The 26,848-nt window shown below is 68.8% G+C and carries 22 protein-coding genes, 2 tRNA genes and 1 other RNA gene; 17 read left to right on the top strand and 8 right to left on the bottom strand.

The window, feature by feature from the left end; all coding sequences use genetic code 11:
- Positions 1–66: 66 nt before the first annotated feature.
- Together trxA and ffs are read right to left on the bottom strand one after the other, a co-directional pair.
- Positions 67–399, bottom strand: coding sequence for a thioredoxin TrxA (trxA, locus tag V7Z54_RS00585; protein WP_334133557.1), 333 nt, complete (start codon positions 397–399; stop codon positions 67–69).
- 44 nt (positions 400–443) lie between these two features.
- Positions 444–540: signal recognition particle sRNA small type (gene ffs / locus V7Z54_RS00590), an RNA gene on the bottom strand.
- A gap of 57 nt (positions 541–597) precedes the next feature.
- Here ffs and dnaX point away from each other — a divergent pair.
- The 5 genes from dnaX to ligA all read left to right on the top strand — a co-directional run bounded on the left by dnaX (position 598) and on the right by ligA (position 6,851).
- Positions 598–2,412, top strand: a complete 1,815-nt coding sequence (gene dnaX, locus V7Z54_RS00595; protein ID WP_334133559.1) for a DNA polymerase III subunit gamma/tau — start codon at positions 598–600, stop codon at positions 2,410–2,412.
- A 22-nt stretch (positions 2,413–2,434) separates the two neighbouring features.
- The gene (locus V7Z54_RS00600) at positions 2,435–2,767 is read left to right on the top strand and encodes a YbaB/EbfC family nucleoid-associated protein (protein ID WP_334133560.1); all 333 of its coding nucleotides are present in this window, start codon (positions 2,435–2,437) and stop codon (positions 2,765–2,767) included.
- Between the two features lie 22 nt (positions 2,768–2,789).
- Positions 2,790–3,389 carry a recombination mediator RecR gene (gene recR / locus V7Z54_RS00605; protein WP_334133561.1) on the top strand — a complete coding sequence of 200 codons (600 nt, stop codon included), beginning with the start codon at positions 2,790–2,792 and terminating at the stop codon, positions 3,387–3,389.
- Between the two features lie 165 nt (positions 3,390–3,554).
- On the top strand, positions 3,555–4,553 hold the full coding sequence (locus V7Z54_RS00610) for an ABC transporter substrate-binding protein (RefSeq protein ID WP_334133563.1): 999 nt from the start codon (positions 3,555–3,557) through the stop codon (positions 4,551–4,553).
- A 240-nt stretch (positions 4,554–4,793) separates the two neighbouring features.
- Positions 4,794–6,851, top strand: coding sequence for an NAD-dependent DNA ligase LigA (ligA, locus tag V7Z54_RS00615; protein ID WP_334133594.1), 2,058 nt, complete (start codon positions 4,794–4,796; stop codon positions 6,849–6,851).
- A gap of 102 nt (positions 6,852–6,953) precedes the next feature.
- On the opposite strand, the gene V7Z54_RS00620 is transcribed toward ligA, so the two are convergent.
- The 3 genes from V7Z54_RS00620 to map all read right to left on the bottom strand — a co-directional run bounded on the left by V7Z54_RS00620 (position 6,954) and on the right by map (position 10,903).
- Complete coding sequence (locus V7Z54_RS00620) at positions 6,954–7,280, bottom strand: hypothetical protein (protein ID WP_334133565.1); 327 nt, start codon at positions 7,278–7,280, stop codon at positions 6,954–6,956.
- A gap of 66 nt (positions 7,281–7,346) precedes the next feature.
- Positions 7,347–10,028: a [protein-PII] uridylyltransferase gene (locus V7Z54_RS00625; protein ID WP_334133567.1), complete on the bottom strand. Its 2,682-nt coding sequence runs from the start codon at positions 10,026–10,028 to the stop codon at positions 7,347–7,349.
- Between the two features lie 59 nt (positions 10,029–10,087).
- The gene (gene map / locus V7Z54_RS00630; protein WP_334133568.1) at positions 10,088–10,903 is read right to left on the bottom strand and encodes a type I methionyl aminopeptidase; all 816 of its coding nucleotides are present in this window, start codon (positions 10,901–10,903) and stop codon (positions 10,088–10,090) included.
- Between the two features lie 403 nt (positions 10,904–11,306).
- Between map and V7Z54_RS00635 the strand changes: the two genes are divergently transcribed.
- Genes V7Z54_RS00635 through V7Z54_RS00650 form a run of 4 tightly spaced genes read left to right on the top strand, consistent with a single transcriptional unit; the run spans position 11,307 to position 16,638 of the window.
- On the top strand, positions 11,307–12,392 hold the full coding sequence (locus V7Z54_RS00635) for an FIST C-terminal domain-containing protein (RefSeq protein WP_334133569.1): 1,086 nt from the start codon (positions 11,307–11,309) through the stop codon (positions 12,390–12,392).
- Positions 12,393–12,414: 22 nt separating this feature from the next.
- A complete protein-coding gene (locus V7Z54_RS00640; protein ID WP_334133570.1) occupies positions 12,415–15,234 on the top strand; it encodes a PAS domain S-box protein in 2,820 nt (939 codons plus the stop codon).
- Positions 15,235–15,237: 3 nt separating this feature from the next.
- Complete coding sequence (locus V7Z54_RS00645; RefSeq protein WP_334133572.1) at positions 15,238–15,573, top strand: Hpt domain-containing protein; 336 nt, start codon at positions 15,238–15,240, stop codon at positions 15,571–15,573.
- An 18-nt stretch (positions 15,574–15,591) separates the two neighbouring features.
- Entirely contained in the window at positions 15,592–16,638 is a 1,047-nt protein-coding gene (locus V7Z54_RS00650; RefSeq protein ID WP_334133573.1) for an HD-GYP domain-containing protein, read from the top strand.
- Positions 16,639–16,702: 64 nt separating this feature from the next.
- On the opposite strand, the gene V7Z54_RS00655 is transcribed toward V7Z54_RS00650, so the two are convergent.
- The 3 genes from V7Z54_RS00655 to V7Z54_RS00665 all read right to left on the bottom strand — a co-directional run bounded on the left by V7Z54_RS00655 (position 16,703) and on the right by V7Z54_RS00665 (position 17,661).
- Positions 16,703–16,779, bottom strand: a tRNA-Arg gene (locus tag V7Z54_RS00655).
- 16 nt (positions 16,780–16,795) lie between these two features.
- A tRNA-Pro gene (locus V7Z54_RS00660) sits at positions 16,796–16,872 on the bottom strand.
- 87 nt (positions 16,873–16,959) lie between these two features.
- Positions 16,960–17,661 carry a glutathione binding-like protein gene (locus V7Z54_RS00665; protein WP_334133576.1) on the bottom strand — a complete coding sequence of 234 codons (702 nt, stop codon included), beginning with the start codon at positions 17,659–17,661 and terminating at the stop codon, positions 16,960–16,962.
- A gap of 187 nt (positions 17,662–17,848) precedes the next feature.
- Between V7Z54_RS00665 and rimP the strand changes: the two genes are divergently transcribed.
- The 8 genes from rimP to V7Z54_RS00705 form a co-directional block, all read left to right on the top strand.
- Positions 17,849–18,448, top strand: coding sequence for a ribosome maturation factor RimP (gene rimP / locus V7Z54_RS00670; protein WP_334133578.1), 600 nt, complete (start codon positions 17,849–17,851; stop codon positions 18,446–18,448).
- A 39-nt stretch (positions 18,449–18,487) separates the two neighbouring features.
- Positions 18,488–19,990: a transcription termination factor NusA gene (gene nusA, locus V7Z54_RS00675; protein ID WP_334133579.1), complete on the top strand. Its 1,503-nt coding sequence runs from the start codon at positions 18,488–18,490 to the stop codon at positions 19,988–19,990.
- Positions 19,991–20,021: 31 nt separating this feature from the next.
- The gene (gene infB / locus V7Z54_RS00680; protein WP_334133580.1) at positions 20,022–22,901 is read left to right on the top strand and encodes a translation initiation factor IF-2; all 2,880 of its coding nucleotides are present in this window, start codon (positions 20,022–20,024) and stop codon (positions 22,899–22,901) included.
- A 9-nt stretch (positions 22,902–22,910) separates the two neighbouring features.
- Positions 22,911–23,288: a 30S ribosome-binding factor RbfA gene (gene rbfA, locus V7Z54_RS00685; protein WP_334133582.1), complete on the top strand. Its 378-nt coding sequence runs from the start codon at positions 22,911–22,913 to the stop codon at positions 23,286–23,288.
- Positions 23,285–24,244 carry a tRNA pseudouridine(55) synthase TruB gene (gene truB / locus V7Z54_RS00690; protein WP_334133584.1) on the top strand — a complete coding sequence of 320 codons (960 nt, stop codon included), beginning with the start codon at positions 23,285–23,287 and terminating at the stop codon, positions 24,242–24,244. Before rbfA ends, truB begins: the two co-directional genes overlap by 4 nt.
- Complete coding sequence (gene typA, locus V7Z54_RS00695; protein WP_334133585.1) at positions 24,241–26,076, top strand: translational GTPase TypA; 1,836 nt, start codon at positions 24,241–24,243, stop codon at positions 26,074–26,076. The genes truB and typA overlap by 4 nt, the downstream gene beginning before the upstream one ends.
- Positions 26,073–26,426, top strand: coding sequence for a hypothetical protein (locus V7Z54_RS00700; protein WP_334133587.1), 354 nt, complete (start codon positions 26,073–26,075; stop codon positions 26,424–26,426). The genes typA and V7Z54_RS00700 overlap by 4 nt, the downstream gene beginning before the upstream one ends.
- On the top strand, positions 26,423–26,848 hold a 426-nt coding region (locus V7Z54_RS00705), incomplete at its 3' end, for an enoyl-CoA hydratase/isomerase family protein (RefSeq protein WP_443082395.1). The genes V7Z54_RS00700 and V7Z54_RS00705, both read left to right, overlap by 4 nt.

The raw sequence follows: 26,848 nt of genomic DNA on the forward strand, positions 1-26,848 counted from the left end.
GTTGAGGCGCTGCGAAGACCCGCGCGCGCCCCGTGCCAACGTGGGCGCTATGCTCGCGCCGAGCGCTCAGGCCAGATGGGGTTCGATGAACGCCGTCAGCTGCGCCTTGGACAACGCACCAACCTTGGTGGCGGCGAGTTGCCCACCCTTGAACAGCATCAGGGTCGGGATGCCCCGGATACCGTACTGCGCCGGCACCGAGCGGTTTTCGTCCACGTTGACCTTGGCCACCTGCAGCCGTCCCTGGTAGGCGGTGGCGACTTCGTCCAGGATGGGCGCGATCATGCGGCACGGGCCGCACCACTCGGCCCAGAAGTCCACCAGCACCGGGGTGGCCGACTGGAGCACATCGGCGTCGAAGGTGGCATCGGTCACGTGTTTGATCAGGTCACTCGCCATGGTGCTGGGCCTCGGATCGACTCGGAGTTGGTGGTCCAAAAGTGGGTGACGAGCCTTGACCCCGGCACTGGCTACACGGTTAGGGCTGCTTGGTTCCCCACCTGACCCGGTTAGCCGCTTCCCCATGCGGGAAGGCCCGTCGGGCGCCATTGTATGACAGCGCGCTGACGTACGTCTGCCCCTCGATAGAATGCGACCATGTCCTACGTCGTCCTGGCCCGCAAATACCGTCCCAAGACGTTTGCCGAGATGGTGGGGCAGGAGCACGTGGTGCAGGCGTTGGGCAACGCCCTGCGCACGCGGCGGCTGCATCACGCTTACCTGTTCACGGGTACGCGCGGCGTGGGCAAGACCACCGTTTCGCGCATTCTGGCCAAGTCGCTCAACTGCACGGGGCCGGATGGGCAGGGCGACATCACCGATGCCCCGTGCGGGGTGTGCGATGCCTGCCGCGCCATCGACGCCGGCCGCTTCGTCGACTACACCGAGCTGGACGCGGCGTCGAACCGCGGGGTCGATGAGGTGCAGACCCTGCTGGAGCAGGCGGTCTACAAGCCGGTGCAGGGGCGCTTCAAGGTCTTCATGATCGACGAAGTGCACATGCTCACCAGCACCGCCTTCAACGCCATGTTGAAGACGCTAGAGGAACCACCGGAGTACCTGAAGTTTGTGCTGGCGACCACCGACCCGCAGAAGGTGCCGGTGACGGTGCTCAGCCGCTGCCTGCAGTTCAACCTGCGGCCGATGGCACCCGAGACGGTGGCCGAGCACCTGCAGCGCGTGCTAGCGACCGAGGGGGTGACGGCTGAGGCGGGCGCCGTGCGGTTGCTGGCCCGTGCGGCACGCGGCTCGATGCGCGATGCACTCAGCCTGACGGACCAGGCCATTGCCTTTTGCGGCGGCGCGCTGCAGGAGGCCGGTGTGCGGCAGATGTTGGGAGCGGTGGAGGATGGCTACGTGCTGGCGCTGCTGCAGGCGCTGGCGCGCCGCGATGCGACCGAGGTGGTGCAGACCGTGCAGACCATGCGGCAAAACGGCGTGGCCCCGGACGCGACGCTGGAGGAGCTGGTGCTGCTGCTGCAGCGCGTGGCGGTGCGGCAGTGGACCGGCGCGGCGGCCGACACCGATGATGCCCAGCTGGACACGCTGGCGCAGGCGCTGCCGCCGGACGTGACGCAACTGCTGTATAGCCTGTGCCTGCACGGGCGCGGCGAGCTGGGGCTGGCGCCGGACGAGTATGCCGCGCTGACCATGATTTTGCTGCGAGCGTTGACTTTTCTGGCCTCCGCGCCCGCGGTCGTGCCATCGGCGCCGCTGGACTCGGTGCCACCGGCTGCGCCGACCATGGCGCCAGACCGGTGCGTGCCGACGCCGGTGGCAGTGCCTGCCCCGCCTGTGTCCCCGCCGTCGGCCGTGGTGGACGCGCCTGTCGCGCCACCGGCAGCCTCTGCTTTCGCAGATGTGGTCCGTGTTTCGGCTGATGGGGAGGGGGCGAGCCGTTCGGTGGACGAGGCAGTGCCCGGGGCCGCAAGCGCGACAGTGGGTGCGACGGCGCCGGCCGACGGCCCCCGTGGCGAGCTTCCGTGGCGCGAGGGCGACGGCACGCTGGGCGACTGGTGGGCGCGCGTGGTCGATGAGCTGGAGGCCAGCGGACGCGTGCAGGCGCTGGCGCGCGAGCTGGCGCTGCAGTCGGAGTGCGTGGCGTGCGCGGGCAGCGGTGCGCGGCTGCGGGTGCCGCAGGCCGTGCTAGCGCAGGACACGCCCCGCGAGCGTCTGCGGCGCGCGCTCATCGAGCAGCTCGGGCTGGCTGCCGACTGGCGGCTGGAGGTCGAAGTGGGACCGGCTCCCGATGCGCCGGCCCTGCGCCGTGCAGCGGCCCAGCGGGCGCGACTGCAGGCGGCCGAAGCCACCCTGCGCGCCGATCCCTTCGTGCAGGCGATGATGCGCGATTACGGCGCCATCATCGTCCCTGGTAGCATCGAAGCCGTCGACGGCCCCGCGCCGTCACCCTGATCGTTGGTAAGGACCCACACCCATGTTCAACAAAGGGCAACTGGCTGGCCTGATGAAACAGGCCCAGGCCATGCAGGAGAATCTGCGTCGTGCACAGGAAGAGCTGGCTACGCTGGAAGTCACGGGCGAGTCCGGTGCCGGACTCGTCAAGGTGGTCATGACCGGCAAGCACGACGTCAAACGCGTCACCATCGACCCCAGCCTGCTGGCCGATGACAAAGATATGCTGGAGGATTTGGTGGCGGCGGCCTTCAACGCTGCGGTGCGGCGGGTGGAAGAGGCGACGCAGGAGCGCATGGCCAAGATCACCGCCGGCATGCCGGGCCTGCCCGGCGGGATGAAGTTCCCGTTCTGAGCGCGGCGCGCGCGTGCCCCCGATGAGCGAAGCCTCGCCTGGACGACTGCGGGCGCTGATGCAGGCCCTGCAGCGCTTGCCCGGTGTGGGGCAGCGCTCGGCGGCGCGCATGGCCTACCACCTGCTGCAGCACGACCGCGACGGGGCGTTGCAGCTGGCGCAGGCGCTGCAAGCGGCAGTGCAAGGGGTGCGCCATTGCGCGTTGTGCCACACGCTGGCCGAGGACGAGCTCTGCCCCACTTGTGCCGACCCGACACGCGACGCGACGCAACTGTGCGTCGTCGAAACACCGGCGGATCAGGCGGCCATCGAGCGCACCGGCGTGTACCGCGGACGTTATTTCGTCCTGATGGGGCACCTGAGTCCGCTCGACGGCATCGGCCCGGACGACATTGGCCTGCGCCCGCTGCTGCAGCGCCTGCAAACCGCGCCGGCAGTGCAGGAAGTGATTGTCGCCACCAATTTCACCGCCGAAGGAGAGGCGACGGCGCATGTGGTTAGCCAGCTGGCGCGGGCGCTGGGGCTGCGCGTGACCCGGCTGGCGCGCGGTGTGCCGGTGGGCAGCGAACTCGAGTACGTCGATCTGGGCACGATTGCCCACGCCCTGGCCGACCGGCACTAAGCGGCCATGCCGTCGGCTGCGGCACCCTGCTGGTCGTTCCCGATGCCGTGCCGCAGGTGCGGGCTGCGGGTCAACCCGGATGGGGCAGATCCCGATGGTGCGTCAGGGTAGCGCGCCATATGCTGAATGCCAGCGGCTGACCAGGCCGCAAGGGGGTATTCGGCCATGGAACGGCGCCAGCTCATCACAATGGCGGTGGTGCTCGTTGGCGGGCTGGGGGTGGTGCGCCCGGCGGCGGCCTCGGTTCGCCTCAGCGTCGCCGGTGTCGCCGCTGCGCCGCTGGCGTGCGTGCCACTGTGGCTGGCGCAGCGGCTGGGGTTCTTCGAGGCCGAGGGGGTAGAGGTCAGCCTCGGCGCCGGGCCGGCCGCCGATGCGCTGGCAGCGCAGGCCGCACCCGCCGTGCCAGTATACGCCACACCGTTCGATGCAGTGGTGCAGGCGCATGTGGCCGCACGCCCTCTGCAGGTGTTTGCCGCGCTGACGCGAACCCCCCAACTGGGCCTGGGCTGGCATGTGGACGGGCCGTCGCCGGCGGCCCGGCAGCGCTGGCGCGGGGCGGTGGTGGGTGTGTTGGAACACGATCGCACGGCCCGGCTGGCACTGGCGCATCTGTGGCGCCCGTTGGGTGGGGCACAGCGCGCGGGCGCTATCCTGGCCCCACATGCCACGCCTGAGGGGTTGGCGCGTGATTTTCTGGCTCGGCGCATAGACGCCGTCTGTGTCGCAGACCCGTGGCTGACCCGCCTGCAGCGCACCGGCGTGCTGCAGCTGGAGCTCGATACCCGTAATCCCGAGCACAGTCAGCGCTTGTTCGGCGGGCCGGTGTTGGGGGCCTGTCTGAGCGCGGCGCCGGCCGTGCTGGCCAGCCATGCTGCTGAGCTGCGCGCGCTGGCGCGCGCCGTACAGCGCAGCCTGCGCTGGCTGCAGACCGCCAGCCCGCTCGATCTGGCAGGGCACGCCGATGTGCTGGACCTCGGTGAGGATCGGGCGCTGTTTCTGGCCGTTCTGATGCATGCACGCGCCTCGTTCGTCAGCGACGTCACGCCCGATCCGGTGGCCGTGCACAACACGCTGCGTTGGCTGCTGCCGCACGTCGCGGGGACAGCCGCAGACAGGGCGGACGCGGCGCGCTGGTTCACCACCCGCCTGGCGCCGACTGACTGATGGCGTGACCGCGATGCCGTGGCGGCCTGGCGGCCCGATAATGACGGCGTGAGCACCGATGTTCCGCACCGCAATCCGCCCGGGGACGCCTCCGCGAACCGGCCTGCGCCGCCTGCCGCCGCGCAGGATGACCTATTCGCGGGGGGGCGTGACCCGTCAGCGGCGGCGAAGGGCGCCCCGCAGGGGCACACGTCCGATTGGCGCACCGGAGTGGCGACTGGCGACGGTGCAGGCACGTCGCTGGCCGCCGATCCGGAATACGCGCGCCTGCAAACCCTGCGCACCCTACTGCATCACCACGCGTGGCGCTACTACGTCCTGGACGACCCGGAGATTCCGGATGCGGAGTACGACCGGCTGTTTGCCGAGCTGCAGGCGCTAGAGGCGCGGCATCCGCAGTGGGTCACGCCCGACTCGCCCACCCAACGCGTTGGGGGCCGACCACTGGAGGGGTTCGCTACGGTGCGGCACACGGTGCCGATGTTGAGCATCCGCACCGAAACCGACACCGATGCGGCGGCGGCGCTGGTGTTCGACGCCCGTATCCGCCGGGAGCTGGGGCTGGGGCCTCAGGATCCGCCGGTGGAGTACGTGGCCGAGCCCAAGTTCGACGGGCTGGCGATCAGCCTGCGCTACGAGCACGGCGTGCTGCTGTGCGCCGCCACCCGCGGCGACGGCGAAACCGGCGAAGACGTGACGCAGAATATCCGCACCATCGGGCAGATCCCGCTGCGCCTGCGCGGCGATGGGGTGGCGGTGCCGCGGCTGGAGGTGCGCGGTGAGGTCTACATGCGGCGCGATGCGTTTGAGGCGCTCAATGCGCGGCAGCGCGCAGCGGGCGAAAAAACCTTCGTCAATCCCCGCAATGCAGCAGCCGGCGCGGTGCGCCAGCTCGACCCGGTGGTGGCGGCCGCGCGGCCGCTGAGCTTCTTTGCCTACGGGGTGGGGGAGGTGAGTGCGCCCGAGGCGGGTGGGCCGCACTGGAACACCCACTGGGACGTGTTGCAGTCGTTGCGCGCGTGGGGCTTTCCGGTGTCCGAACTGGCGTGGCGCTGTGCGGGCGGCGAGGCGCTGGCCGCCTACCACCGCGACATCGGCGCGCGGCGCGACCAGCTGCCCTACGACATCGACGGCGTCGTGTACAAGGTGGACCGGCTGGACTGGCAGCAGCGCCTGGGCTTCGTCACGCGCGAGCCGCGCTGGGCCATCGCGCACAAATACCCGGCGCAGGAGCAGCTCACCCGCGTGCTGGCCATCGACGTGCAGGTGGGGCGCACCGGCAAGCTCACGCCGGTGGCCAAGCTCGAGCCGGTGTTCGTCGGTGGTGTTACCGTCACCAACGCCACGCTGCACAACGCCGACGAGGTGGCGCGCAAGGACGTGCGCGTGGGCGACACGGTGATCGTGCGGCGGGCTGGCGACGTGATTCCGGAAGTGGTGGCGGTGGCGCCGCCGCTGCCCGAGCCGCGCGGCGAGCCGTTTCGCATGCCCGCGCAGTGCCCGGCCTGCGGGTCGGCGGTGGTGCGCGAGGAGGGCGAAGTCGAACACCGCTGCACCGGCGGCCTGTATTGCCCGGCGCAGCGCAAGCAGGCCATCCTGCACTTTGCCCAGCGGCGCGCGATGGATATCGAGGGGCTGGGGGACAAACTCGTCGAGCAACTGGTGGACGCGGGACTGGTGCGCACCGTAGCCGATCTGTATCGGCTGGGGCTGACGGCGCTGGTGGGACTGGAGCGCATGGCAGAGAAGTCGGCCTCCAATGTGCTGGCCGCCATCGAAGCGTCGAAGACCACCACGCTGGCGCGCTTTCTGTTTGCGCTGGGCATTCGGCATGTGGGCGAGCGCACCGCGCGCGACCTGGCGCGCCATTGGGGCACGCTGCAGGCCATCATGGACGCCAGCATCGACGAGCTGCAGCAGGCGCCGGATGTCGGCCCGGTGGTGGCGCGCAGCGTGGCCACCTTTTTTGCGCAGCCGCACAACCGGGAGGTGATCGAGCAGCTGCGCGCCTGTGGGGTGCACTGGCCGGAGCCCGACCCGGAGCACGCACCCGATGCGCCGCGGCCGCTGGCGGGCCAGACGTTCGTGCTCACTGGCACGCTGCCTACGCTGACGCGCGAGCAGGCGCAGGCGCTCATCGAGGCCGCGGGAGGCAAGGTCAGCGGCTCGGTCAGCCGCAAAACGCACTATGTCGTTGCGGGGGAGGCCGCAGGCAGCAAGCTCGACAAAGCGCGCGCGCTGGGGGTGCCGGTGATTGACGAGGCCGGACTGCGCGTGCTGCTGGGCGGTGCGGCCTGACGCGGTCGTCCGCGCCGGGGGTTGCCGGGCGTTGGGGTCAATCCTTCGCGACGCCCGGGCCGTGGCGGACGCGAGTGCGCCCGGCTGCCACGGGCGTGGGCGTCAATCCCGGAAGCGGTAGTGGTCGCGGTTGAGGACGGCGGCCACCGCTGTCACCTCCTCCGGCCACATCTGCAGGTTCAGCGCGCTGTTGCACTGCTCCACCATACCGCGCAGCAGGCCGGCGGTATTGATGCGCCCCAGGGGCCGATAAATGGCGCTGCCGTCCCCACCCACCTTTTCGGCGTGGCACTGGCTGCAGCGGTGCTGGCGGATGAGCTGCTCACCCAGTGCCAGGTCGGCATCGCGGAAGATGGCGGGCACGTCGGCGCTGGCTACCGAGGCCACGAGCAGGCTGGCGACGGAGACACAGCGGCTGAGCATCGGCATGGCAACACTCCCCTGACAGTCACGCGGACCCCGCGTCCGCATTGCGCGCCCACTATAGCGGCAAGCTCAGGCCTCGTCGAGTACGTTCAGCAAATCCTGGGTCAATGCGGCCTGCTCGCGTGCCACGTGCAGGGTGGGGCCGGTGATGACGAAGGTGTCTTCGACGCGCTCGCCCAGCGTCGTGACCTTGGCCAGCTGCAGCTGGATGCGGTGGCGGGCAAAGACCTCGGCGATACGCACCAGCAGGCCCTTGCGGTCGCTGGCCGAGACACTGAGCAGCCAGCGCTGCGCGCGCTCGTCGGGCTGCAGCTGCACGCGTGGCACCATCGGAAAGCTGCGCACGCGCCGTGACACGCGCCCTTTGCCGGCGCGCGGCAGCGGGCTACCCGGCAGCAGCGCCTGTGGCAGGCCGCTTTCCACCAGCGACACCAGCTCGCGGTAGTGGTCGGCCAGGGTGTCGGCGGCGACCTGGAAGGTGTCGAGTGCGTGGCCGTCGGCCGTGGTGTGGATCTTGGCGTCCAGAATCGAGAAGCCGGCCTGGTCGAAGTAGCCGCAGATGCGCGCGAACAGGTCAGGTTGATCGGGGCAGAACACCAGCACCTGCAGGCCTTCGCCGGCGGGTGACTGGCGCGCACGCACCACAGGGACGGCGCCGTTGGCCCCCCCATGGGCCAGCGCACGCGTGATGTGGCGCGTGTGCCAGGCGATCTCGTCGGCGCTGTGGCGCATGAAGTAACCGACGTCTAGCCGCGCCCACAGCGCCTGGTGGGCCTGGTGTGGCAGCGCGTGCAGGGCCAGCAGCGCCAGCGCCTCGCGCTTGCGTGCTTCGACCTCGGCGTGCGGGTCGGGTGCGCCGCCGCCGAGCACGCGCAGCGTAAGCCGATACAGGTCTTCCAGCAGCTTGGCCTTCCAGCCGTTCCAGACCTTGGGGCTGGTGCCGCGGATGTCGGCCACCGTCAGCAGGTACAGACCGGTCAGGCGCCGCTCGTCGCCGACGCGGCGCGCAAAGGCGCGGATCACCTCGGGGTCGCTAATGTCCTCGCGTTGCGCGACGTGGCTCATGGTCAGGTGTTCGGCCACCAGAAACTGCACCAGCTCGGTGTCCTCGGGTGTCATGCCGTGCTGGCGCGCGAAGGTGCGCACGTCGCGCGCCCCCAGCACCGAGTGGTCGCCACCACGGCCTTTGCCGATGTCGTGAAATAGCGCCGCCAGATACAGCAGCCACGGCTTATCCCAGCCGGCGGCCAGCTGCGAGCAAAACGGGTATTCGTGCGCGTGCTCGGGCATAAAAAAGCGCCGCACGTTGCGCACCACCATCAGGATGTGCTGGTCGACGGTGTAGACGTGGAACAGGTCGTGCTGCATTTGGCCGACCGTATTGCGGAACGGCCACAGGTAGCGGCCCAGCACCGAGGTCTGGTTCATCAGCCGCAGCGCATGCGTAATGCCCTGCGGTTGCTGCAGGATCTGCAGGAAGGTGCGCCGGTTGACCGGATCGCGCCGGAACGCCGCGTTCATCACCGGCCGGGCGTTGTACAGCGCGCGCAGCGTGCGGGCCGACAGGCCCTTGATGCCCGGCGTCTGTTCGTAGAGCAAAAAGGTTTCCAGAATGGCGTGCGGCTCGCGCCAATACAGGTCGTCGGAAGCCACCTCCAGCATGCCGCTGCGGTCGAGAAAACGGGCGTTGAGCGCGCGCAGCGGCTGCACGCCCAGCTCATCCCGCGCCAGCCGTTCCTGGATGTTGAGCAGCAAAATCTGGTTGAGCTGGGTGACGGCCTTGGCCGCCCAGTAGTAACGGCGCATCAAGCGCTCGCTGGCGCGGCGCGCGCGCCGCGCGGTCTGCTCGCGCGCGCTGCCGCTGACGCCACCGGGCTCGATGCCGAACGCGTCGGCCAGCGCGGTCTGCAGATCGAAGATCAGGCGATCTTCGCGCCGGCGCGCCAGCACGTGCAGCCGCGCGCGGATCAAGCTCAAAAACGCCTCGTTGGCCTTGAGTTGGCGGGACTCGCGCGCCGTGGCTAGGCCCCGGCGTGCCAGTTCATCCCAGCTGTGCCCCAGGCCAGCCGCCTTGGCCACCCACAGAATCACCTGCAGGTCACGCAGGCCGCCGGGCGATTCCTTGCAGTTGGGCTCCAGCGCGTAGGGGGTATTTTCATACCGCAGGTGGCGCTGCTGCATCTCGAACAGCTTGGCGCGGCAAAAGGTCAGCGGCTCGATTTGTCCGGCCAGTGCCCGCCCCAGCGCGACGAAGCAGCGCCGGTCGCCCGCCAGCCAGCGGCTCTCCAGCAGCGCGGTCTGCACCGAGATGTCGGCCGCGGCCTCTTGCAGGCACTCGGCCACAGTGCGCACGCTGGAGCCGATCTCCAACCCCGCGTCCCAGCAACTGCCGATGAAGCGCTCTAGCGCCTGCTGCAGCGCCGGGTCGCTCTGCGGCTGCGTGCCGTCCGGCAGCAGCAGCAGCACGTCCACGTCAGAGTAGGGAAACAGTTCGCCGCGGCCGTATCCGCCCACCGCCACCAGGGCCGCGTCGGACGGCAGCCCCGCGTGTGACCACAGCTCGCGCAGCACCCCGTCGGTCAGCCGCGCCAGCCGGCGCAGCAGCGGGCGCACCCCACGCGAGCGCGCGTGCAGCGCCTCGATCGCGCGCAGCAGTGCCTGCTTGCCGTCGCGGTAGCGCTGGCGCAGCGCGGTCACATCGGTGTCGGTCGTGTCCGCGCCAGCTGGGCTGGGGGGTGGGTTGCAGCGCATGGTGCGGCCGTGGAAGCAAACGGCAGGCCAGGGGCATGGCGGTGAGCGTGGCGGCGCCGCTACACCGTGGCTGCGGTCGGGACGAATGGGGGCGGCGCCGGCATGCCGGAGGAGATCGTCAGCACCTCGAAGCCGGTTTCGGTGCACAGCACGGTGTGCTCCCACTGGGCGGATAGCGAGCGGTCCTTGGTGACGATGGTCCAGCCGTCGCCCAGCTCGCGGATGTCGCGTCGGCCCTGGTTGATCATCGGCTCGATGGTGAAGGTCATGCCCGGGCGCAGCTCCATCCCCGTGCCGGGGCGGCCGTAGTGCAGCACCTGCGGATCTTCGTGAAAGCGCTGGCCGATACCGTGGCCACAGAATTCGCGCACCACGCTGTAGCCGGCGGCCTCGGCGTAGGTCTGGATGGCATGGCCGATGTCGCCCAGCCGCACCCCGGGGCGCACCATCATGATGCCCTTCCACATCGCCTCGTACGTCACCTGGCACAGCCGGCGCGCGTGCGGTGCCACCTCACCGACCAGAAACATGCGGCTGGTGTCGCCGTGCCAGCCGTCTTTGATGACGGTGATGTCGATGTTGACGATATCGCCCTTTTTCAGCGGCTTGTCGTTCGGGATGCCGTGACAGACGACGTGGTTGACCGAGGTGCAGATGCTCCTGGGGTAGGGCTGGTAGCCGTGGGGCGCGTAGTTCAGCGGCGCGGGGACGGCCTGCTGCACGTTGACGATGTAGTCGTGCGCCAGACGGTCGAGCTCGTTGGTGGTAATGCCGGGGCGCACGAAAGGTGCGAGATAGTCGAGCACTTCCGCGGCCAGACGGCCAGCGCGCCGCATGCCTTCGATGCCGGCGGAATCCTTGATGGTGACGGTCATGGTGCGCGGTGGACGCGAATCGGTGTCAAAGCGGGGACGCGACGCTCGTGGTCCGGCGGGGACGCGCGTACGCGCCGGTCGGCACACGCGGTGGCAGCCACCGCGCAGGGGACGCCGATGTTAGCAGGGACACCATTGCCGCGCTGCTTGTCGGGACAGCGCGGGCGGGATCGGCCGGGTGCGCCGGCGGTGCCCGGGCGTGCTGCCCAATCGCGTCGAGCCTGCGCGGCGGTGTCCGTTGCCACGCCGGCAGCGCGTCTTCGTCGCTGCGCTACCATTGAGGCAGCGGCAGCGAGACGCACGACGAGCGGGTTGGCAAGGTCGCACGCCAACTGCCCATCCGATCGCCCACAGGCGGCTCGCGTGGCGCTGTGCACCCCCCACACACACTGTTGCTGCGGGCATGTATCTGCGTGTTTTCGAGATCTCCGAGGTCGCTGCGCTGGCCGACGCGGCCGCCGCCGTGCAGGGCGCCAGCGGCGTGCGCAGCCTGATCGTGTTACTGGCCGAAGGGCAGGGGTGGTCGGCGTCCGCCCTCGATGCCTGGGCGCGGCGGCAAACGCTGCCGCTGTTGGGGGGCGTGTTCCCGCGCGTGCTCGCGCAGCGGCGGCTGCTGGCGCACGGTGGTGTGGTGGTGGGTTTGCCGTGGGCGGCACCGGTGCACCGCATCGCGCTGGCGGCACAACCGCAGATTCCGGCTGCACTGGCGCAGGCGGCATCGCTGCTGGTATTGACCGACGGCCTGGGCGCCCACATCCAGCCGCTGATCGATGCCCTGTACAACGAGGTGGGCGTTGGTGTGCGGACCGTCGGTGGTGGTTGCGGCTCGCTGTCGTTGCGGCAACAGCCCTGCGTGCTGACGGCGCAGGGTTTCGAAGCCGATGTGGCGGCAGTGGCGGCGTTGCCCGTTCCCCTGACGCTGGGCGTGCGCCACGGCTGGCAGCCGCTCGACGCTGGTCTGGTGCTCGAGGCGACGGAGGCGCAGGGCAACGTGGTCCACACGCTGAACTGGGAGCCGGCGCTGACGGTGTACCGTCGCCTGGTCGAGCCGGTGGCGGGGGTCGCGATCGACGCCGACAATTTTTTCGAGGTGGCCAAGGCGTTCCCGCTGGGGCTGCTGCGGGCCGATGGCGAATTCATCGTGCGCGATCCCATTCGGGTCGAGGGCGAAGCCCTGGTGTGCGTGGGGGCGGTGCGGCCGCACACGACGCTGACGCTGCTGACCGGCAGCCCACAGACGCTGCTGCAGGCGGCCGGCGACCTTGGCCGACTCAGCGCGCCCACGGTCTCTGGACGCCTGGTCTTCGACTGCATCTCGCGTGTGCTGTTTCTGGGCGAAGACAGCGGCTTTTCCGCCGAGCTGCAGCGGCTGGTGCCCGATGAAGTGCCGACCGCCGGCGCGCTGACGCTGGGCGAAGTGGCGGGGGGCATACCCACTCAGCGGCTGGCGTTCTGCAACAAGACCGCTACCCTGGCGCTGTTGCCTTAGGGTCTGCCCAGGAACGCCAAGGATGGATACCTTCATCAGCCGGTTGCGCCTGGTGCTGTTCGAAGTGGCGCTGGGTATCGGGACTACGCTGGACGAGCAGCGCGAGGAGGACAACCTGCTGGGCGTGATCGCCGACCGGCTGATGCCGCTGGCGTGTGTGCTGGCACGCCGCGAGGGCGACGGCGCGTGGCGCTTCAACGGTCGCCCACGGCGGCACGACTGGAGCGCGTCTTGGTCTGGCTGGTTGGCCGGCAGTCCGCTCGATGCGGGGCAGGGTGGGGGGAGCGACCTGCCGCCCGGACCCTCGGCGCACTGGTCACGCGCGCTGGACGGGGAGGGCAGCCCGGAAGACACCGGCCCCTCGGTGCATCTGTGGCCACTGCGCGAATTCGGCGTGCTGGGCATCCAGGTGCCGCACCCCTATCCCCCGGCGGCGCTGGCCGAGATCGCGCGGGTGCTGGATCGCTTCGTGGTGGCGCTGGCGGCCTGTCGCGAGCATCGCCGCGTCAGCGAGCTGCTGCTGGCGCAGCGCCTGAGCGCGCGCGTTTTCGACCTGTCGCCCCAGGCGATGCTGGTGTGTGATGCGGCGCAGCGCATCGTGGACGCCAATCCGGCCTTCTCGCGCATCACCGGCTACCGGCGCGACGAGGTGCTGGGGCACACGCCGCGCGTGCTGTCCTCGGGCACGCACGACGCGGCCTTTTTCGACGCCATGTGGGCGACGATCCGCACCGACGGGCATTGGCAGGGCGAAATCTGGAACCGGCGCAAGGACGGATCCCTGTATCCGGAATTGCTCACCATCATCGCGGTGCCCGACCAGGCCGGTGTGGTGCGCAGCTACGTGGGCATGTTTCAGGACATCAGCGAGCAGAAGGAGCGCCAGGCGGAGCTGGAGCGGCTGCGCGACCGGCTGCAGCGCAGCAACGAGTACCTGCAATCCGTCATCGACCACCTGGGGGCGGGGGTCTACACCCTCGACGGCGAAGGACGATGCACGTTTTTCAACGCCACCGCCGAGCGGCTGCTGGGTTGGCGCGCGGCCGAGGTCATCGGCCACAACCTGCACGCGCTGATCCATCACCACCGGGGCGACGGCACCCCCTTGCCCGAGTCGGCCTGCCCGATCCGGCAGGCCTTCACCGATCGTGCCATCTACCGCTCCGACGACGAGGTGTTCTGGCACCGCGACGGGCGGCCCGTGCCGGTGCGGGTGGTAGCCGCGCCGCTGTATCGCGGTGAGACCCTGATCGCCTCGGTGGCGGTGTTCGACGACGTGTCGGCGCAGAAAGAACTGGAGCGGCACCTGCGCCAGGCCAAGGAGGACGCCGAAGCGGCGGCGCGGCTGAAGGCAGAGTTTCTGGCCGTGGTGAGCCACGAAATCCGCACCCCGCTCAACGGCGTCATCGGCATGGCCGACCTGCTGGCGGACACGCCGCTCAGCGGCGAGCAACGCGAGTATGTGCACACCATCAAGCACTCGGCGGATCACCTGCTGGCGCTCATCAACGACATTCTCGACTACTCCAAGCTGGAGGCCAACGCCGTCGAGCTCGAATGGCGCTGCGTGGATGTGGGTGCGCTGCTCGACGATTGTCTGGACGTGGTCGGCCCGCGGCTGGAGCAGCGCCCAGTGGTGCTGGCCAGCCGCGTCGATCCAGGGCTGCCGCGCGTCCTGCGGCTGGACCCGACCCGGGTCCGCCAGATTCTGCTCAATCTGCTGAGCAATGCGGTTAAGTTTACCGAACAGGGCAGCATCGAACTGGTGGCCGAGGCAGCCGATGGGCGGCTGCGCTTGACGGTGCGCGACAGCGGACCGGGCATCGAGCCGCAGCAGCTGCCGCGGCTGTTCAAGCCGTTCAGCCAGGCCGAAGTGGCCACTACCCGTAAATACGGTGGCACTGGCTTGGGACTGGCGATCTGCAAGCGGCTGGCCGAGGCCATGGGGGGATCGATCCGGGTGGAGAGCGAGCCCGGGCGCGGCAGTGCGTTCATCGTCGAACTGCCCCTGCAGCCCGTAGAGACGCTGCCCGCGCGCGAAACCCTGGCGGGGCTGCGCCTGGCCGTTGCCGGTGCCGACGGGCCTTTGCTGGCGGTGTGGCGGCGGCTGCTGCACGCCTGGCAAATCGAGTTGCAGCCCTGTGACGTCGAGGCGTGGCAACAGGCGCTGCAGGCACCGGTGGAAGGCGTGCTGCTCGTCGATCCCCAACCCGCGCACGAGACGCTGGCCCAGCAGGTGAGCGCACACGGGCGCGTGCCGTTGCTGGTGGCGCTGCCGGCGGGGGCCGAGCGCGCGGCACGCGCGCACTGGCAACGCCGTGGAGCCGCCGCGGTGTTTGCGCCACCGCTGGCACAGTCGCGCATTCACGACCGCTTGGCCGAGCTGTTCGTGGGCGGGCCAACCTCATTGCCGGCTGCCGACGAGTCAGCGCCCCAGCAGGCCGGTGAGCTGACCGTGCTGCTGGCCGAGGACAACCCCGTCAACCAGCGCGTGGCGATGGCCATGCTGGGCAAGCTGGGGCACCGGGTGCTGGTGGCCGGCAGTGGGCGCGAGGCGGTGCAGCGTTGGCGCGACCAGGTGGTGGACGTCGTGCTGATGGACTGCCAAATGCCCGAGATGGACGGCTTTGCCGCCACGGCCGAAATTCGCCGCCTGGAGGCTGAGCTGGGACGCGATCGGGTGCCCATCATCGCGATGACGGCCAACGCACTGGAGGGCGACCGCCAGACGTGTCTGGCGGCCGGTATGGATGACTACCTGTCCAAGCCGGTGACACGCGAGCGCCTGGAGGCCGTGTTGCGACGCATTGGGGCGGCACCGGCCAGCGGTGTGGGAGAATGAACCATGGACGATGCCATCGATGTCGCGGCTCTGGCGGCAGCCACCGGTGATGACCTGCAACTGGCGTATGAGATCCTGCTGCTGTTCGACGGCGGCCTCGACGACTTGGTGGCGCGCCTGCACACCGCCGCGCGACACGCCCACGCGCCCACCCTATACGCGGCGGCGCACGAGCTCAAGGGCGCAGCCGGCAGCGTTGGCGCGCGCGCGCTCGCCAGCCTGAGCGAGGCGATTGAAGCCGCGGCGCGCCATGGGCGGGTGGAGGCTGGCGCCGTGGCGGCACTGGACGCTGCGGTAGCGGCGTTTCGCATCCGTCTGGCCGAAATGACGCCCCGATGAAACCGGAGGATGCGCGCCATGGCGCTGGTGCTTGCCGTCGATGACAATGCCACCAACCTGACGCTGATCGAGCGCCTGCTGCAGCGCGTGCCGCAGGCCGAAAGCGTCGCGCTGGATGACCCCCTGCTGGCCCTGCAGTGGTGCGAAGAGCATTGCCCGGATCTGATCCTGCTGGACTACATGATGCCGGCGATGGACGGCCTGACCTTCATGCAGCGTCTGGCGGCGCTGCCCGGACGGGCTCAGGTGCCGGTGATCATGATCACCGCCGATCTGGAGCGCGAGGTGCGCTACCGCGCGCTCGATCTGGGCGCGCGTGACTTCCTCAACAAGCCGCTGGACAGCGTGGAGTTCATCGCCCGTGTGCGCAACCAGCTGGCGCTGATCGACGCCGAGCGCAAGCTCAAGGATCGCGCGGCGTGGCTGGCCGACGAGGTGGCCAAGGCCACCGCCGACATCCGCCGGCGCGAACAAGAGACGGTGCTGCGGCTGTCACGTGCCGCCGAGTACCGCGATCCCGAGACCGGTAGCCACCTGCTGCGCATGTCACACTATGCGCAGCTGATTGCGCGCGTCATTGGGCTGCCGGCTGCCGAGCAGGATCTGCTGCTGGAGGCCAGCCCGATGCACGATGTGGGCAAGGTCGGCATTCCCGACGCCATCCTGCTCAAGCCGGGACGGCTGGACGAGGCCGAGTTCACGATCATGAAGCGGCATCCGCAGATCGGCTACGAGATCCTGGCCGGATCGCAGGCGCCGCTGCTGCAGGCGGCAGCCACCATCGCACTGGCCCACCACGAAAAGTTCGATGGCAGCGGCTACCCGAACGGGCTGGCCGGTGACGCCATTCCGCTGTATGGCCGCATCGTTGCGGTGGCGGACGTGTTCGACGCCCTGACGTCGGAGCGACCCTATAAAAAGGCGTGGCCGATGGAGCGGGCGCGCGCCTTCTTGCAGGAGCAGGCGGGGCGGCATTTCGATCCCCGGCTGGTCGATGCCTTTCTGTCGGCATGGGACGAAGTGCGGGCGATCCATGCCCGCTATCAAGACGAGGCTGGCGACTGACGTGGGTGCCCGTACCCGACGCTGACAGCGCCGTGACCGGCGGCGCCTTGCCGGCCTGACGTGCTGGCCCGTCCGGAGGGGCTCGAACCCCCGACCCACGGCTTAGAAGGCCGTTGCTCTATCCCGCTGAGCTACGGACGGCAGGGGGTAGGCGGGATGGTCGGAGCGAAAGGATTCGAACCTTCGACCCTCTGCTCCCAAAGCAGATGCGCTACCAGACTGCGCTACGCTCCGACATCGAGCCCCCATTGTAGCGGCTCGGGCTGCCATGGGGGGCGTGCACGGCGTAGCGCGTGCCGGTACGCCCCGCCGGTGCGGCGGTCAGCGGCTGGGCGCCGCGCCCTGGCCGAACAGGGTCTGGCGTGCCCGATTGTCCAGCGGCTTGCGCGCGTCGGCCAGCACCTGCAAACCGCGCTGCACCGCCGCTCGGGCCTCAATGCGTTGCAGCCATGCACGCACCGCCGGAAAGTCGTCGATGTCGATACCTTGGTTGCGCCACACCCGCACCCAGGGAAAGGTGGCCACGTCGGCCACGCTGTAGCTGCGTCCGCCCAGCCAGGGGCTGGTCTGCAGGCGGCGCTCCATCACGCCGTACAGGCGCCGGGCTTCGTTGGTGTAGCGCTCGATGGCGTAGTCGATTTTCTGCGGGGCGTAAAGCCGGAAGTGATGTGCCTGACCGAGCATCGGCCCGACGCCCCCCATTTGGAACATCAGCCACTGCAGCACTTCCCAGCGCTGCCGGTCGGTCTTGGGCAGCAGCTTGCCGGTTTTGCTGGCCAGGTACAGCAGAATCGCGCCCGATTCGAACAGCGCGATCGGGCGCCCATCCGGCCCCTGGGGGTCGACGATGGCGGGGATCTTGTTGTTGGGGCTGATACGCAGGAAGTCGGGCGCGAACTGCTCGCCCTGGCCGATATCGATGGGGTGCACGCGCCAGTCGCGCCCCAGGCGCAGGCCGCACTCTTCCAGCGCAATGTGAACCTTGTGTCCGTTCGGGGTGGGCCAGGAGTAGACGTCGATCACGGCAGGGCTCCAAGGGCGCAGGGGATGGAGACAGGCAGCCCCTGTAGGGGCTGCATTTTTCGTTCAATCTGCTAGAATAGCAGCCTCACGACCACATGGGCGGGTGTTCACCGGCCCATTTTTTTTGGTCGATCGCGCCGGGCAGCGGCGCCAGGTTTTCTGAATCGGTGCAGGACAGGCGGCAGGCATGGGTTGGCAGCAGGTGGTGGAGCAGACGGTCACGGGTCTGGGCTACGAGCTGGTGGAGCTGGAGCGCTCCGCCGGTGGGCTGCTGCGCGTGACCATCGACTGGCCCTGGACGCCCGGCGCCTCTGGGCAGCGCTTCATCACCGTGGATGACTGCGAGCGCGTGACGCGCCAGCTGCAGTACGTGCTGGAAGTCGAGGGCGTGGACTACCGGCGGCTGGAAGTCGGTTCACCGGGCATCGACCGGCCGCTGCGTCACGAACGCGATTACCAGCGCTTCGTGGGCGAGGTGGTGGAGGTGACGCTGCGCCAGCCCATCGGGACGGCGGCGGGCGGCGGCGTGGCGCCGGCGCGCAAGCACTTCCGCGGCGTCCTCAAGGCCGGCACCGTCCCTGGGCAGTGGGCGCTGGAGTTATTGCCCGAGCCGGCGCAACATGGGCAGGGAGCGCGTCGCCGCCCTGGTCGCGACGCGGTGTCTGCGTCAGACCCCGAGGCGGTGACCGTGCTGGGCTTCGCCCTCGACGAGGTGCGTGAGGCGCGTCTGGCGCCGGTCGTGGATTTCAAGGGGCGCCGCCCGCGCGGCGGCGCCCCGCAGGATTGACCCATCCCTCACAGGCAGTGTGAAAGGCAGGCCAGAAGAATGAATCGCGAAATGTTGATGTTGATCGATGCCATCTCGCGCGAAAAGAATGTGGAGCCGCGCGTCGTGCTGGCGGCCGTGGAAGCGGCGCTGGCGTCGGCCACGCGCAAGTTGCTCGGAGGGGATGTGGACGTGCGCGTCGCTATCGACCCCGACACCGGCACCTACGAGACGTTCCGGCGCTGGAAGGTGGTGCCCGACGAGGCCGGCCTGCAGAATCCCGACGCCGAGGAGCTGTACTCCGACGCCGTCGAGGATCACCCGGGTATCCAGGTCGGCGATGTCATCGAAAAGCGCATCGAGAGCGTGCCCATCGGCCGCATCGGCGCCATGGCTGCCAAACAGGTCATCCTGCAGAAAATCCGCGATGCCGAGCGCGAGATGCTGCTCAACGACTTTCTGTCGCGCGGTGACCGGATTTTCGTCGGTACCGTCAAGCGATTGGACAAGGGTGACGTGATCGTGGAAAGCGGCCGCGTGGAGGGGCGGCTCAAGCGCAGCGAGATGATCCCGAAGGAGAACTTCCGCTCGGGCGACCGGGTGCGCGCGCTCATCGTCGAGGTCGATCCGACGCTGCGCGGCGCGCCGATCCTGCTGTCGCGGGCCGCGCCCGAGTTCATGATCGAGCTCTTCCGCCAGGAAGTGCCAGAGATCGAGCAGGGGTTGCTCGAGATCAAGGCCTGCGCGCGCGACCCGGGCAGCCGCGCCAAGATCGCCGTGCTGTCGCACGATCGGCGCATCGACCCGATCGGTACCTGCGTGGGGGTGCGCGGCTCGCGCGTCAATGCGGTGACCAATGAACTGGCCGGTGAGCGCGTCGACATCGTGCTGTGGAGCGACGACCCGGCGCAGTTCGTGATTGGCGCGCTGGCACCGGCCAACGTGCAGTCGATTGTGGTCGATGAAGACCGCCATGCGATGGACGTGGTGGTGGATGAGGAAAACCTGCCGATTGCCATCGGCCGCGGCGGCCAGAACGTGCGCCTGGCCTCGGAGCTGACCGGCTGGAAGATCAACATCATGACGGCCGAAGAGTCGGCGCAGAAGCAGGCGCAGGAGCGGCAAGCACTGCGCGAGCTGTTCATGCACAAGCTCGATGTTGACGAGGAAATCGCCGACATCCTGATCGAGGAGGGCTTCACCAGCCTGGAGGAGGTGGCCTACGTGCCGCTGGCCGAGATGCTGGAGATCGAGGCCTTCGACGAGGACACCGTCAACGAGCTGCGTGCGCGCGCCAAGGATGCGCTGCTGACGATGGAAATCGCCAAGGAGGAGCGGCTGGAGGAGGTGTCGCAGGATCTGCGCAACCTCCAGGGGTTGAATGCGGACCGCATTGCCCAGCTGGCCGCCGCTGGCGTGCACACGCTCGATGACCTGGCCGACTTGTCGGTCGACGAGCTGACAGAGATCACGGGACAGAGCCGGGAGGAAGCGACGGCCCTGATCATGAAAGCGCGTGAGCGCTGGTTTACCGACGGCGCCTCGTCGTCCGCCCAGTCGTGATGCGCTCCGCCGAGTATGAGGACCAAGGCCTATGTCGAGTAACACCGTCGCCGAATTCGCTGCCGAACTGAATAAACCCGTCTCGCTGCTGCTGGAGCAGTTTGCCGCCGCCGGCGTGGACAAGCGTGCCGGTAGCGACCCGGTCACCGAGGCCGACAAGCAGCGCCTGCTGGCGCACCTGAAGGCGGCGCATGGCACGGCCGCACAAGAACGGCGCAAAATCACGCTGACCAAGCGCTCCACCACCGAGATCAAGCAGGCGGACGCAACCGGGCGTGCCCGCACCATCCAGGTGGAAGTGCGCAAGAAGCGCACGTTCGTCAAGCGCGAGGACGAAGTACCGCCAGCGTCGACCGACACGGCCGCCTCGGTGGCGGACGAGGAAGCGCTGCAGGCTGCGCAGGCAGCCGAGCTGGCACGCCGTGAAGAGGAAGCGCGCGCGCAGGCCGAGCGGCTGCGTGCCGAGGAAGAGGCGCTGGCGCGCCAGCGGCGCGAGCGCGAGGAGGCCGAAGCCCGCGCCGCCGAAGAGGCGCGGCTGGCGCGCGAGGCGGCCGAAGCGCGTGCCCGGGCTGAGCGCGAGGCCGCGCGGCAGCGCGCCGAAGCGGTGGCCGGGGTGGCGGACGCCGCCACGGGCGGCGACGCCGGCCCGTCGGATGCGGAGCGGGCCGCGCGCGAAGAGGCCGAGCAGCAGCGGCAGGCCGCCGAGGCCGCTGCCCGGGCGGCAGCCGAGAAGGCGGCCGAGGAGGCCCGCGCGCGCGAACTCGAGGAGCGCCGCCGCAAGGCGTTGGCCGAGGCGGAGGCCATTCGCGCCATGATGGCGCAGCCGCGCAAAGTGCTGGTGGCCAAGAAGCCGGAAGAGCCCAAGCCGGCGGAAGCGCCCAAGCCCGCCCTCAAGGGCACGCTGCACAAGCCGGCCAATACCCCGGCGCGCGCACCGGCCGCCCCCGCGCCGGCCCCCGCGAAAAAGGAAATCAAATCCGAGGCGCTGTCGTCGTCGTGGAAGGATGAGGCGGGCAAGAAAAAGGAACTGAAGACCCGTGGCGACGCGGCCGGGCCGCGTGGCGCCAGCGCCTGGCGCGCCGGCCCGAAGGGCAAGCCCGTGCGCGGCGGGCGCGACGAGCGGGGCGGCGGTGCACCGGCGGCCGCGGAGCAGCGCGTGCTCGAAGTGCACGTGCCCGAGACGATCACCGTGGCCGAGCTGGCGCACAAGATGGCGCTGAAGGCGTCTGAAGTCATCAAGGTGCTGATGAAGCTGGGCCAGATGGTGACTATCAACCAGTCGCTGGACCAGGACACGGCCATGATCGTGGTCGAGGAACTGGGTCACAAGGCGGTGGCCGCGGCGTTGGACGATCCCGAGGCGTTCTCGGAAGAGGAGGCGGTGCTGTACCAGGGCGAGCCCAAGCCGCGCCCGCCGGTGGTCACCGTCATGGGCCACGTGGACCACGGCAAGACCTCGCTGCTGGACTACATCCGCCGCTCCAAGGTGGCAGCGGGTGAAGCTGGCGGCATCACCCAGCACATTGGTGCATATCACGTCGAGACGCCGCGTGGTGTGGTCACCTTTTTGGACACCCCGGGTCACGAGGCGTTTACCGCCATGCGTGCGCGCGGGGCGCAGGCCACCGACATCGTCATCCTGGTGGTGGCGGCCGACGACGGCGTCATGCCGCAGACGCGCGAAGCCATCAAGCACGCCAAGGCGGCGGGGGTGCCGATTGTGGTGGCGCTGACCAAGGCCGACAAGCCCGAAGCCAACATCGAGAAGGTCAAGGCTGAGCTGGTCGCCGAAGAGGTGGTGCCCGAAGAATTCGGTGGCGACTCGCCGTTCGTGGCCGTGTCGTCCAAGACCGGCATGGGGATCGACGACCTGCTGGAGAACGTGCTGCTGCAGGCCGAGGTGCTGGAGCTCAAAGCGCCGGTGGACGCCAAGGCCAAGGGCCTCGTGATCGAGGCGCGGCTGGACAAGGGGCGCGGCCCGGTGGCCACGGCGCTGGTACAGTCGGGCACGCTGCGCGTGGGCGACGTGGTGCTGGCCGGCCAAACGTATGGCCGTGTGCGCGCCATGCTCGACGAGAACGGCCGGCAGGTCAAGGAAGCCGGTCCTTCGATTCCGGTGGAGATTCTGGGCTTGGCCGAGGTGCCGATGGCGGGCGACGACTTCATGGTGATGGCCGACGAGCGCCGTGCGCGCGAGATCGCCACCTACCGCGCCGGCAAGTACCGCAGCACCAAGCTAGCCAAGCAGCAGGCAGCCAAGCTGGAGAACATGTTCGCCGAGATGACCGCCGGCGAGGTCAAGACCCTGCCGATCATTCTCAAGGCCGACGTGCAGGGTTCGCAAGAAGCGCTCACCGCAGCGCTGCAAAAGCTCTCCACCGACGAGGTGCGGGTGCACATCGTCTACGCGGGTGTCGGCGGCATCAGCGAGTCCGACATCAACCTGGCGATCGCGTCGCGGGCAGTGGTCATCGGCTTCAATACCCGGGCAGACGCCAATGCGCGCAAGCTGGCCGAGTCCTCTGGGGTGGATATCCGCTACTACGACATCATCTACGATGTGGTGGACGATCTGAAGGCGGCGATGGCCGGCCTGCTGGCGCCCGAAAAGCGCGAGGAAGTCATTGGCATGGCCGAAATCCGCAACGTGTTCGTGGCGTCGAAGATCGGCACCGTGGCGGGCTGTATGGTCACCCAAGGCTACGTCACGCGCAGCGCGCACTTTCGCCTACTGCGCGACAACGTCGTCATCTACACCGGCGAGCTCGAGTCGCTCAAGCGCTTCAAGGACGACGTGCGCGAGGTCAAAGAGGGCTTCGAATGCGGCATCAAGCTCAAGAACTACAACGACATCCAGGTCGGTGATCAGCTGGAGTTCTTCGAGATTAAGGAAGTGGCGCGTACGCTGTAAGGAGCGGTGATGGCCGTCAGACGCAAGGGCCCCGGGCGCAGCCTGAAAGTGGCCGACCAAATCCAGCGCGACCTCAGCGAGCTCATTGCCCGCGAGCTCAAGGACCCGCGGCTGGGGATGGTGACCATTCAGGCGGTGGAGGTGACACCCGACTATGCGCACGCGAAGGTGTACTTCAGCGTCCTGGTGGGCGACCCGCACGCCAGTGAGGAGGCGCTGAACCAGAGCGCTGGCTTTCTGCGCAACGTCTTGTTCAAGCGTCTGCACATCCATACGGTGCCCACGCTGCACTTCATCTACGACCACTCCATCGAGCGTGCCGCCGATTTGAATGCACTGATTGCCAAGGCGGTGGCGTCGCGCGGCAAGGACGAGGACCCCTCATGAGCGCCGAGCCCCGTGCACGGGTGCCGCGGCGCCCCGTGCATGGGGTGCTGCTGTTGGACAAGCCGGTGGGTATGTCCGCGCAGGCGGCGGTGTCCAAAGTCAAAGGGCTGCTGGGTGCCGAGAAGGCCGGACACACCGGCACGCTCGATCCGCTGGCCAGCGGCTTGCTGCCGGTGTGTTTGGGGGCGGCCACCAAATTTGCTCAGCTGCAGCTCGACGCCGACAAGGCGTACGAGGCCACGTTGCGGCTGGGTGTGCGCACCTCCACCGGAGACGCCGAGGGCGAAATCATCGCCCAAGCGCCGGTGGACACCGCGGTGCTGACCCCTGTGCGACTGCAAGCGCTGGCGCAACGCTTCATCGGCCCGATGCAACAGATACCGCCGATGTACAGTGCGCTCAAAAAAGACGGCAAGGCGCTGTACGAATATGCGCGTGCTGGATTCGAGGTAGAACGCGCGCCACGCACCATCACCATCCACGCGTTGACGCTGGCTTTGGTGTCGGGCGACCCCACTGCCTTGCGGATGCAGGTGCGCTGCAGCAAGGGCACCTACGTGCGCACATTGGCCGAAGATATCGGCACGGCGCTGGGCTGTGGGGCGCATCTGACCGCGCTGCGCCGCACCGGCACTGGGGGGTTGACGCTGCAGCATGCCGTCACCCTCGACGCGTTGCAGGCGCTGCTGCCGCAGCAGCGCCTGCAGGCGGTGCTGCCCATAGAGACCTTGCTGACCGATGTGCCCCAAGTGATGTTGGAGGCGGCCGATGCGGCGCGCTTCCTCAGTGGCCTGCGCCGCCGCGGGCCGTGGCCGGCGGCGGCGTGCGTGGCCGTGTTCGGCCGCCAGCCGCGTGCGCTGCTGGGCGTGGCCCGCTGCGCCGGCGGCGAGCTCATTCCGCTGCGGCTGCTCGCCCCCACCGAAATTGCCCAGACCCTGCAACAAAACCCGTCATGACCCATCGTCCCCCCATTCGCAATATTGCCATCATCGCTCACGTGGACCACGGCAAGACCACGCTCGTCGACCAGCTGCTGCGCCAAAGCGGCACGTTCCGCGACAACCAGGCCGTGGGCGAGCGTGTCATGGACAGCAACGATCTGGAGCGCGAGCGCGGCATCACCATCCTGGCCAAAAACTGTGCCGTGCGCTGGGGCAACACCCACATCAACATCGTCGACACCCCCGGCCACGCCGACTTCGGCGGCGAGGTGGAGCGCGCGCTGTCGATGGTGGATGGGGTGCTGTTGCTGATCGATGCCCAGGAGGGGCCGATGCCGCAGACGCGCTTCGTCACCAAGAAGGCGCTGGCGCTGGGGCTCAAGCCCATCGTGGTGGTGAACAAGGTAGACAAGCCGGGGGCACGGCCCGACTACGTCATCAACGCCGCGTTCGACCTGTTCGACAAGCTTGGCGCCACCGAAGAGCAGCTCGATTTTCCGGTTGTCTATGCTTCGGGACTGAACGGATGGGCGGCGCTGACCGAAGGCGAGCCGGGCCAGCCCTGGGGCAGCGACATGACGCCGCTGTTTGAGACGATCCTGAAGTATGTGCCGGTGCACGAGGGCGACCCGGATGCACCGCTGCAATTGCAAATTTCGTCGCTGGACTACTCCAGCTACGTGGGGCGTATCGGGGTTGGACGCATCAACGCCGGCACGCTGCGGCCCGGCACCGAGGTGCTGGTGTGCGAGGGGCCGGATGGCGCGCGCCGCAAAGGGCGCATCAACCAAGTGCTCACTTTCCAAGGGCTGGAGCGCGTACCAGTGGACAGCGCAGGGCCGGGGGACATCGTGCTGATCAACGGCATCGAGGATATCGGCATCGGCGTGACGGTGTGCGACCCGCTCGATCCACGGCCGCTGCCGATGCTCAAGATCGACGAGCCGACGCTGACGATGAACTTCTGCGTCAACACCTCGCCCCTGGCCGGGCGCGAGGGCAGGTTCGTCACCAGCCGCCAGATCTGGGACCGGCTGCAGCGTGAGCTGCAGAGCAATGTGGCGCTGCGCGTGCGCGAGACGGCCGAAGACGGCGTGTTCGAGGTCAGCGGCCGCGGTGAGCTGCACCTGACCATCCTGCTGGAGAACATGCGCCGCGAAGGCTACGAGCTGGCGGTGTCCAAGCCGCGCGTGGTGTTTCAGGACATCGACGGGGTGCGGCACGAGCCGATCGAGCTGCTCACCGTCGACATCGAGGAGACGCATCAGGGGCCGGTGATGCAGGCGCTGGGCGAGCGCCGCGGCGAGCTCATCAACATGGAGCCTGACGGGCGCGGGCGCGTGCGCCTGGAGTACCGCATTCCGGCCCGGGGGCTGATCGGGTTTCAGACCGAATTCCTGAACCTGACGCGCGGCACTGGCCTGATGTCGAATATCTTCGATGGCTACGAGCCCTACCGCGGCGAGATCGCCAGACGCAAGAATGGCGTTCTGGTCAGCCAGGATGACGGCGAAATCGTGGCCTACGCGCTGGGCAAGCTCGACGACCGCGGCCGCATGTTTGTGCGCCCGGGTGACCCGGTGTACGAAGGCATGATCATCGGCATTCACAGCCGCGACAACGACCTGGTGGTCAACCCGGTACGCACCAAGCAGCTCACCAATTTCCGCGCCGCCGGCAAGGACGATGCGATCAAGCTCACCCCACCGATCGAGCTGACGCTGGAGTACGCGGTCGAGTTCATCGAGGACGATGAGCTGGTCGAGATCACGCCCAAGAGCATTCGCCTGCGCAAGCGCTACCTGAAGGAGCACGAACGCAAGCGCGCCAGTCGGCAAAGCGCATGATGCTGCGTCACGGCCAGGCTATCGCCCTGATGGTGGTGGTCACCTTCCTGTGGGGCACGGCAGGGGTGGTATGGCCGTTGCGGGCCAGCGGCCACGACGTCGCCTGGCTGGCGGGCCTGGGGGTGTGGCAACTGGCGGTGCCGTGCGTGTTGGCCGTGGTCTGCGCGCGCGTGCTCAAGCCGATCGAGGTGTCGCTGCTGGCCCTGCTGGAGGTGCTGTTCGGTATCGCACTGGCCTGGCTGGGCGCGGGCGAGGTGCCGTCGCCTCACGTCTGGCAGGGCGGCGCGCTCGTGCTCGGTGCCCTGCTGGCCAATCTGTGGCTGACCCATCGAAAGGAGACTTCCCCATGATGACTGCTGCCTGCAGCGATGTCGTCCAGATCGAGCGCACGCCCAACGGGGTCGGGCGCATAACCCTGAATCGGCCCCAGGCCCTCAACGCGCTCGACCTGGGCATGATTCGCGCCCTGACCGCAGCGCTGCTGGTCTGGCGCGACGACCCGGCGGTGGTGGCGGTGGCCATCCGCGGCACGGGCCGGGACGGCCCGTTTGGGACCTTCTGCGCCGGTGGCGACATCCGCTTTTTTCACCAGGCGGCGTTGGCCGGGGACCCACGACTTGAGGATTTCTTCACCGAGGAGTACGCGCTCAACCACCTCATCTTCACCTACCCCAAGCCCTACATCGCTTTCATGGACGGCGTCGTGATGGGCGGCGGTATGGGCATCAGCCAGGGCGGGCGCTGCCGCGTCTGCGCTGCCGCAGCGCGGCGT

It is taken from the genome of Tepidimonas sp. (assembly GCF_036824975.1).
In the GTDB taxonomy this organism is placed as follows: Bacteria; Pseudomonadota; Gammaproteobacteria; order Burkholderiales; family Burkholderiaceae_C; genus Tepidimonas.

What these genes read in the sequence shown, in the direction of transcription:
- trxA (WP_334133557.1), bottom strand. Translation starts at nt 399, where the DNA reads ATGGCGAGTGACCTGATCAAACACGTGACCGATGCCACCTTCGACGCC.
- dnaX (WP_334133559.1), top strand. Translation starts at nt 598, where the DNA reads ATGTCCTACGTCGTCCTGGCCCGCAAATACCGTCCCAAGACGTTTGCC.
- V7Z54_RS00600 (WP_334133560.1), top strand. Translation starts at nt 2,435, where the DNA reads ATGTTCAACAAAGGGCAACTGGCTGGCCTGATGAAACAGGCCCAGGCC.
- recR (WP_334133561.1), top strand. Translation starts at nt 2,790, where the DNA reads ATGAGCGAAGCCTCGCCTGGACGACTGCGGGCGCTGATGCAGGCCCTG.
- V7Z54_RS00610 (WP_334133563.1), top strand. Translation starts at nt 3,555, where the DNA reads ATGGAACGGCGCCAGCTCATCACAATGGCGGTGGTGCTCGTTGGCGGG.
- V7Z54_RS00620 (WP_334133565.1), bottom strand. Translation starts at nt 7,280, where the DNA reads ATGCCGATGCTCAGCCGCTGTGTCTCCGTCGCCAGCCTGCTCGTGGCC.
- V7Z54_RS00625 (WP_334133567.1), bottom strand. Translation starts at nt 10,028, where the DNA reads ATGCGCTGCAACCCACCCCCCAGCCCAGCTGGCGCGGACACGACCGAC.
- map (WP_334133568.1), bottom strand. Translation starts at nt 10,903, where the DNA reads ATGACCGTCACCATCAAGGATTCCGCCGGCATCGAAGGCATGCGGCGC.
- V7Z54_RS00635 (WP_334133569.1), top strand. Translation starts at nt 11,307, where the DNA reads ATGTATCTGCGTGTTTTCGAGATCTCCGAGGTCGCTGCGCTGGCCGAC.
- V7Z54_RS00640 (WP_334133570.1), top strand. Translation starts at nt 12,415, where the DNA reads ATGGATACCTTCATCAGCCGGTTGCGCCTGGTGCTGTTCGAAGTGGCG.
- V7Z54_RS00645 (WP_334133572.1), top strand. Translation starts at nt 15,238, where the DNA reads ATGGACGATGCCATCGATGTCGCGGCTCTGGCGGCAGCCACCGGTGAT.
- V7Z54_RS00650 (WP_334133573.1), top strand. Translation starts at nt 15,592, where the DNA reads ATGGCGCTGGTGCTTGCCGTCGATGACAATGCCACCAACCTGACGCTG.
- rimP (WP_334133578.1), top strand. Translation starts at nt 17,849, where the DNA reads ATGGGTTGGCAGCAGGTGGTGGAGCAGACGGTCACGGGTCTGGGCTAC.
- nusA (WP_334133579.1), top strand. Translation starts at nt 18,488, where the DNA reads ATGAATCGCGAAATGTTGATGTTGATCGATGCCATCTCGCGCGAAAAG.
- infB (WP_334133580.1), top strand. Translation starts at nt 20,022, where the DNA reads ATGTCGAGTAACACCGTCGCCGAATTCGCTGCCGAACTGAATAAACCC.
- rbfA (WP_334133582.1), top strand. Translation starts at nt 22,911, where the DNA reads ATGGCCGTCAGACGCAAGGGCCCCGGGCGCAGCCTGAAAGTGGCCGAC.
- truB (WP_334133584.1), top strand. Translation starts at nt 23,285, where the DNA reads ATGAGCGCCGAGCCCCGTGCACGGGTGCCGCGGCGCCCCGTGCATGGG.
- typA (WP_334133585.1), top strand. Translation starts at nt 24,241, where the DNA reads ATGACCCATCGTCCCCCCATTCGCAATATTGCCATCATCGCTCACGTG.
- V7Z54_RS00700 (WP_334133587.1), top strand. Translation starts at nt 26,073, where the DNA reads ATGATGCTGCGTCACGGCCAGGCTATCGCCCTGATGGTGGTGGTCACC.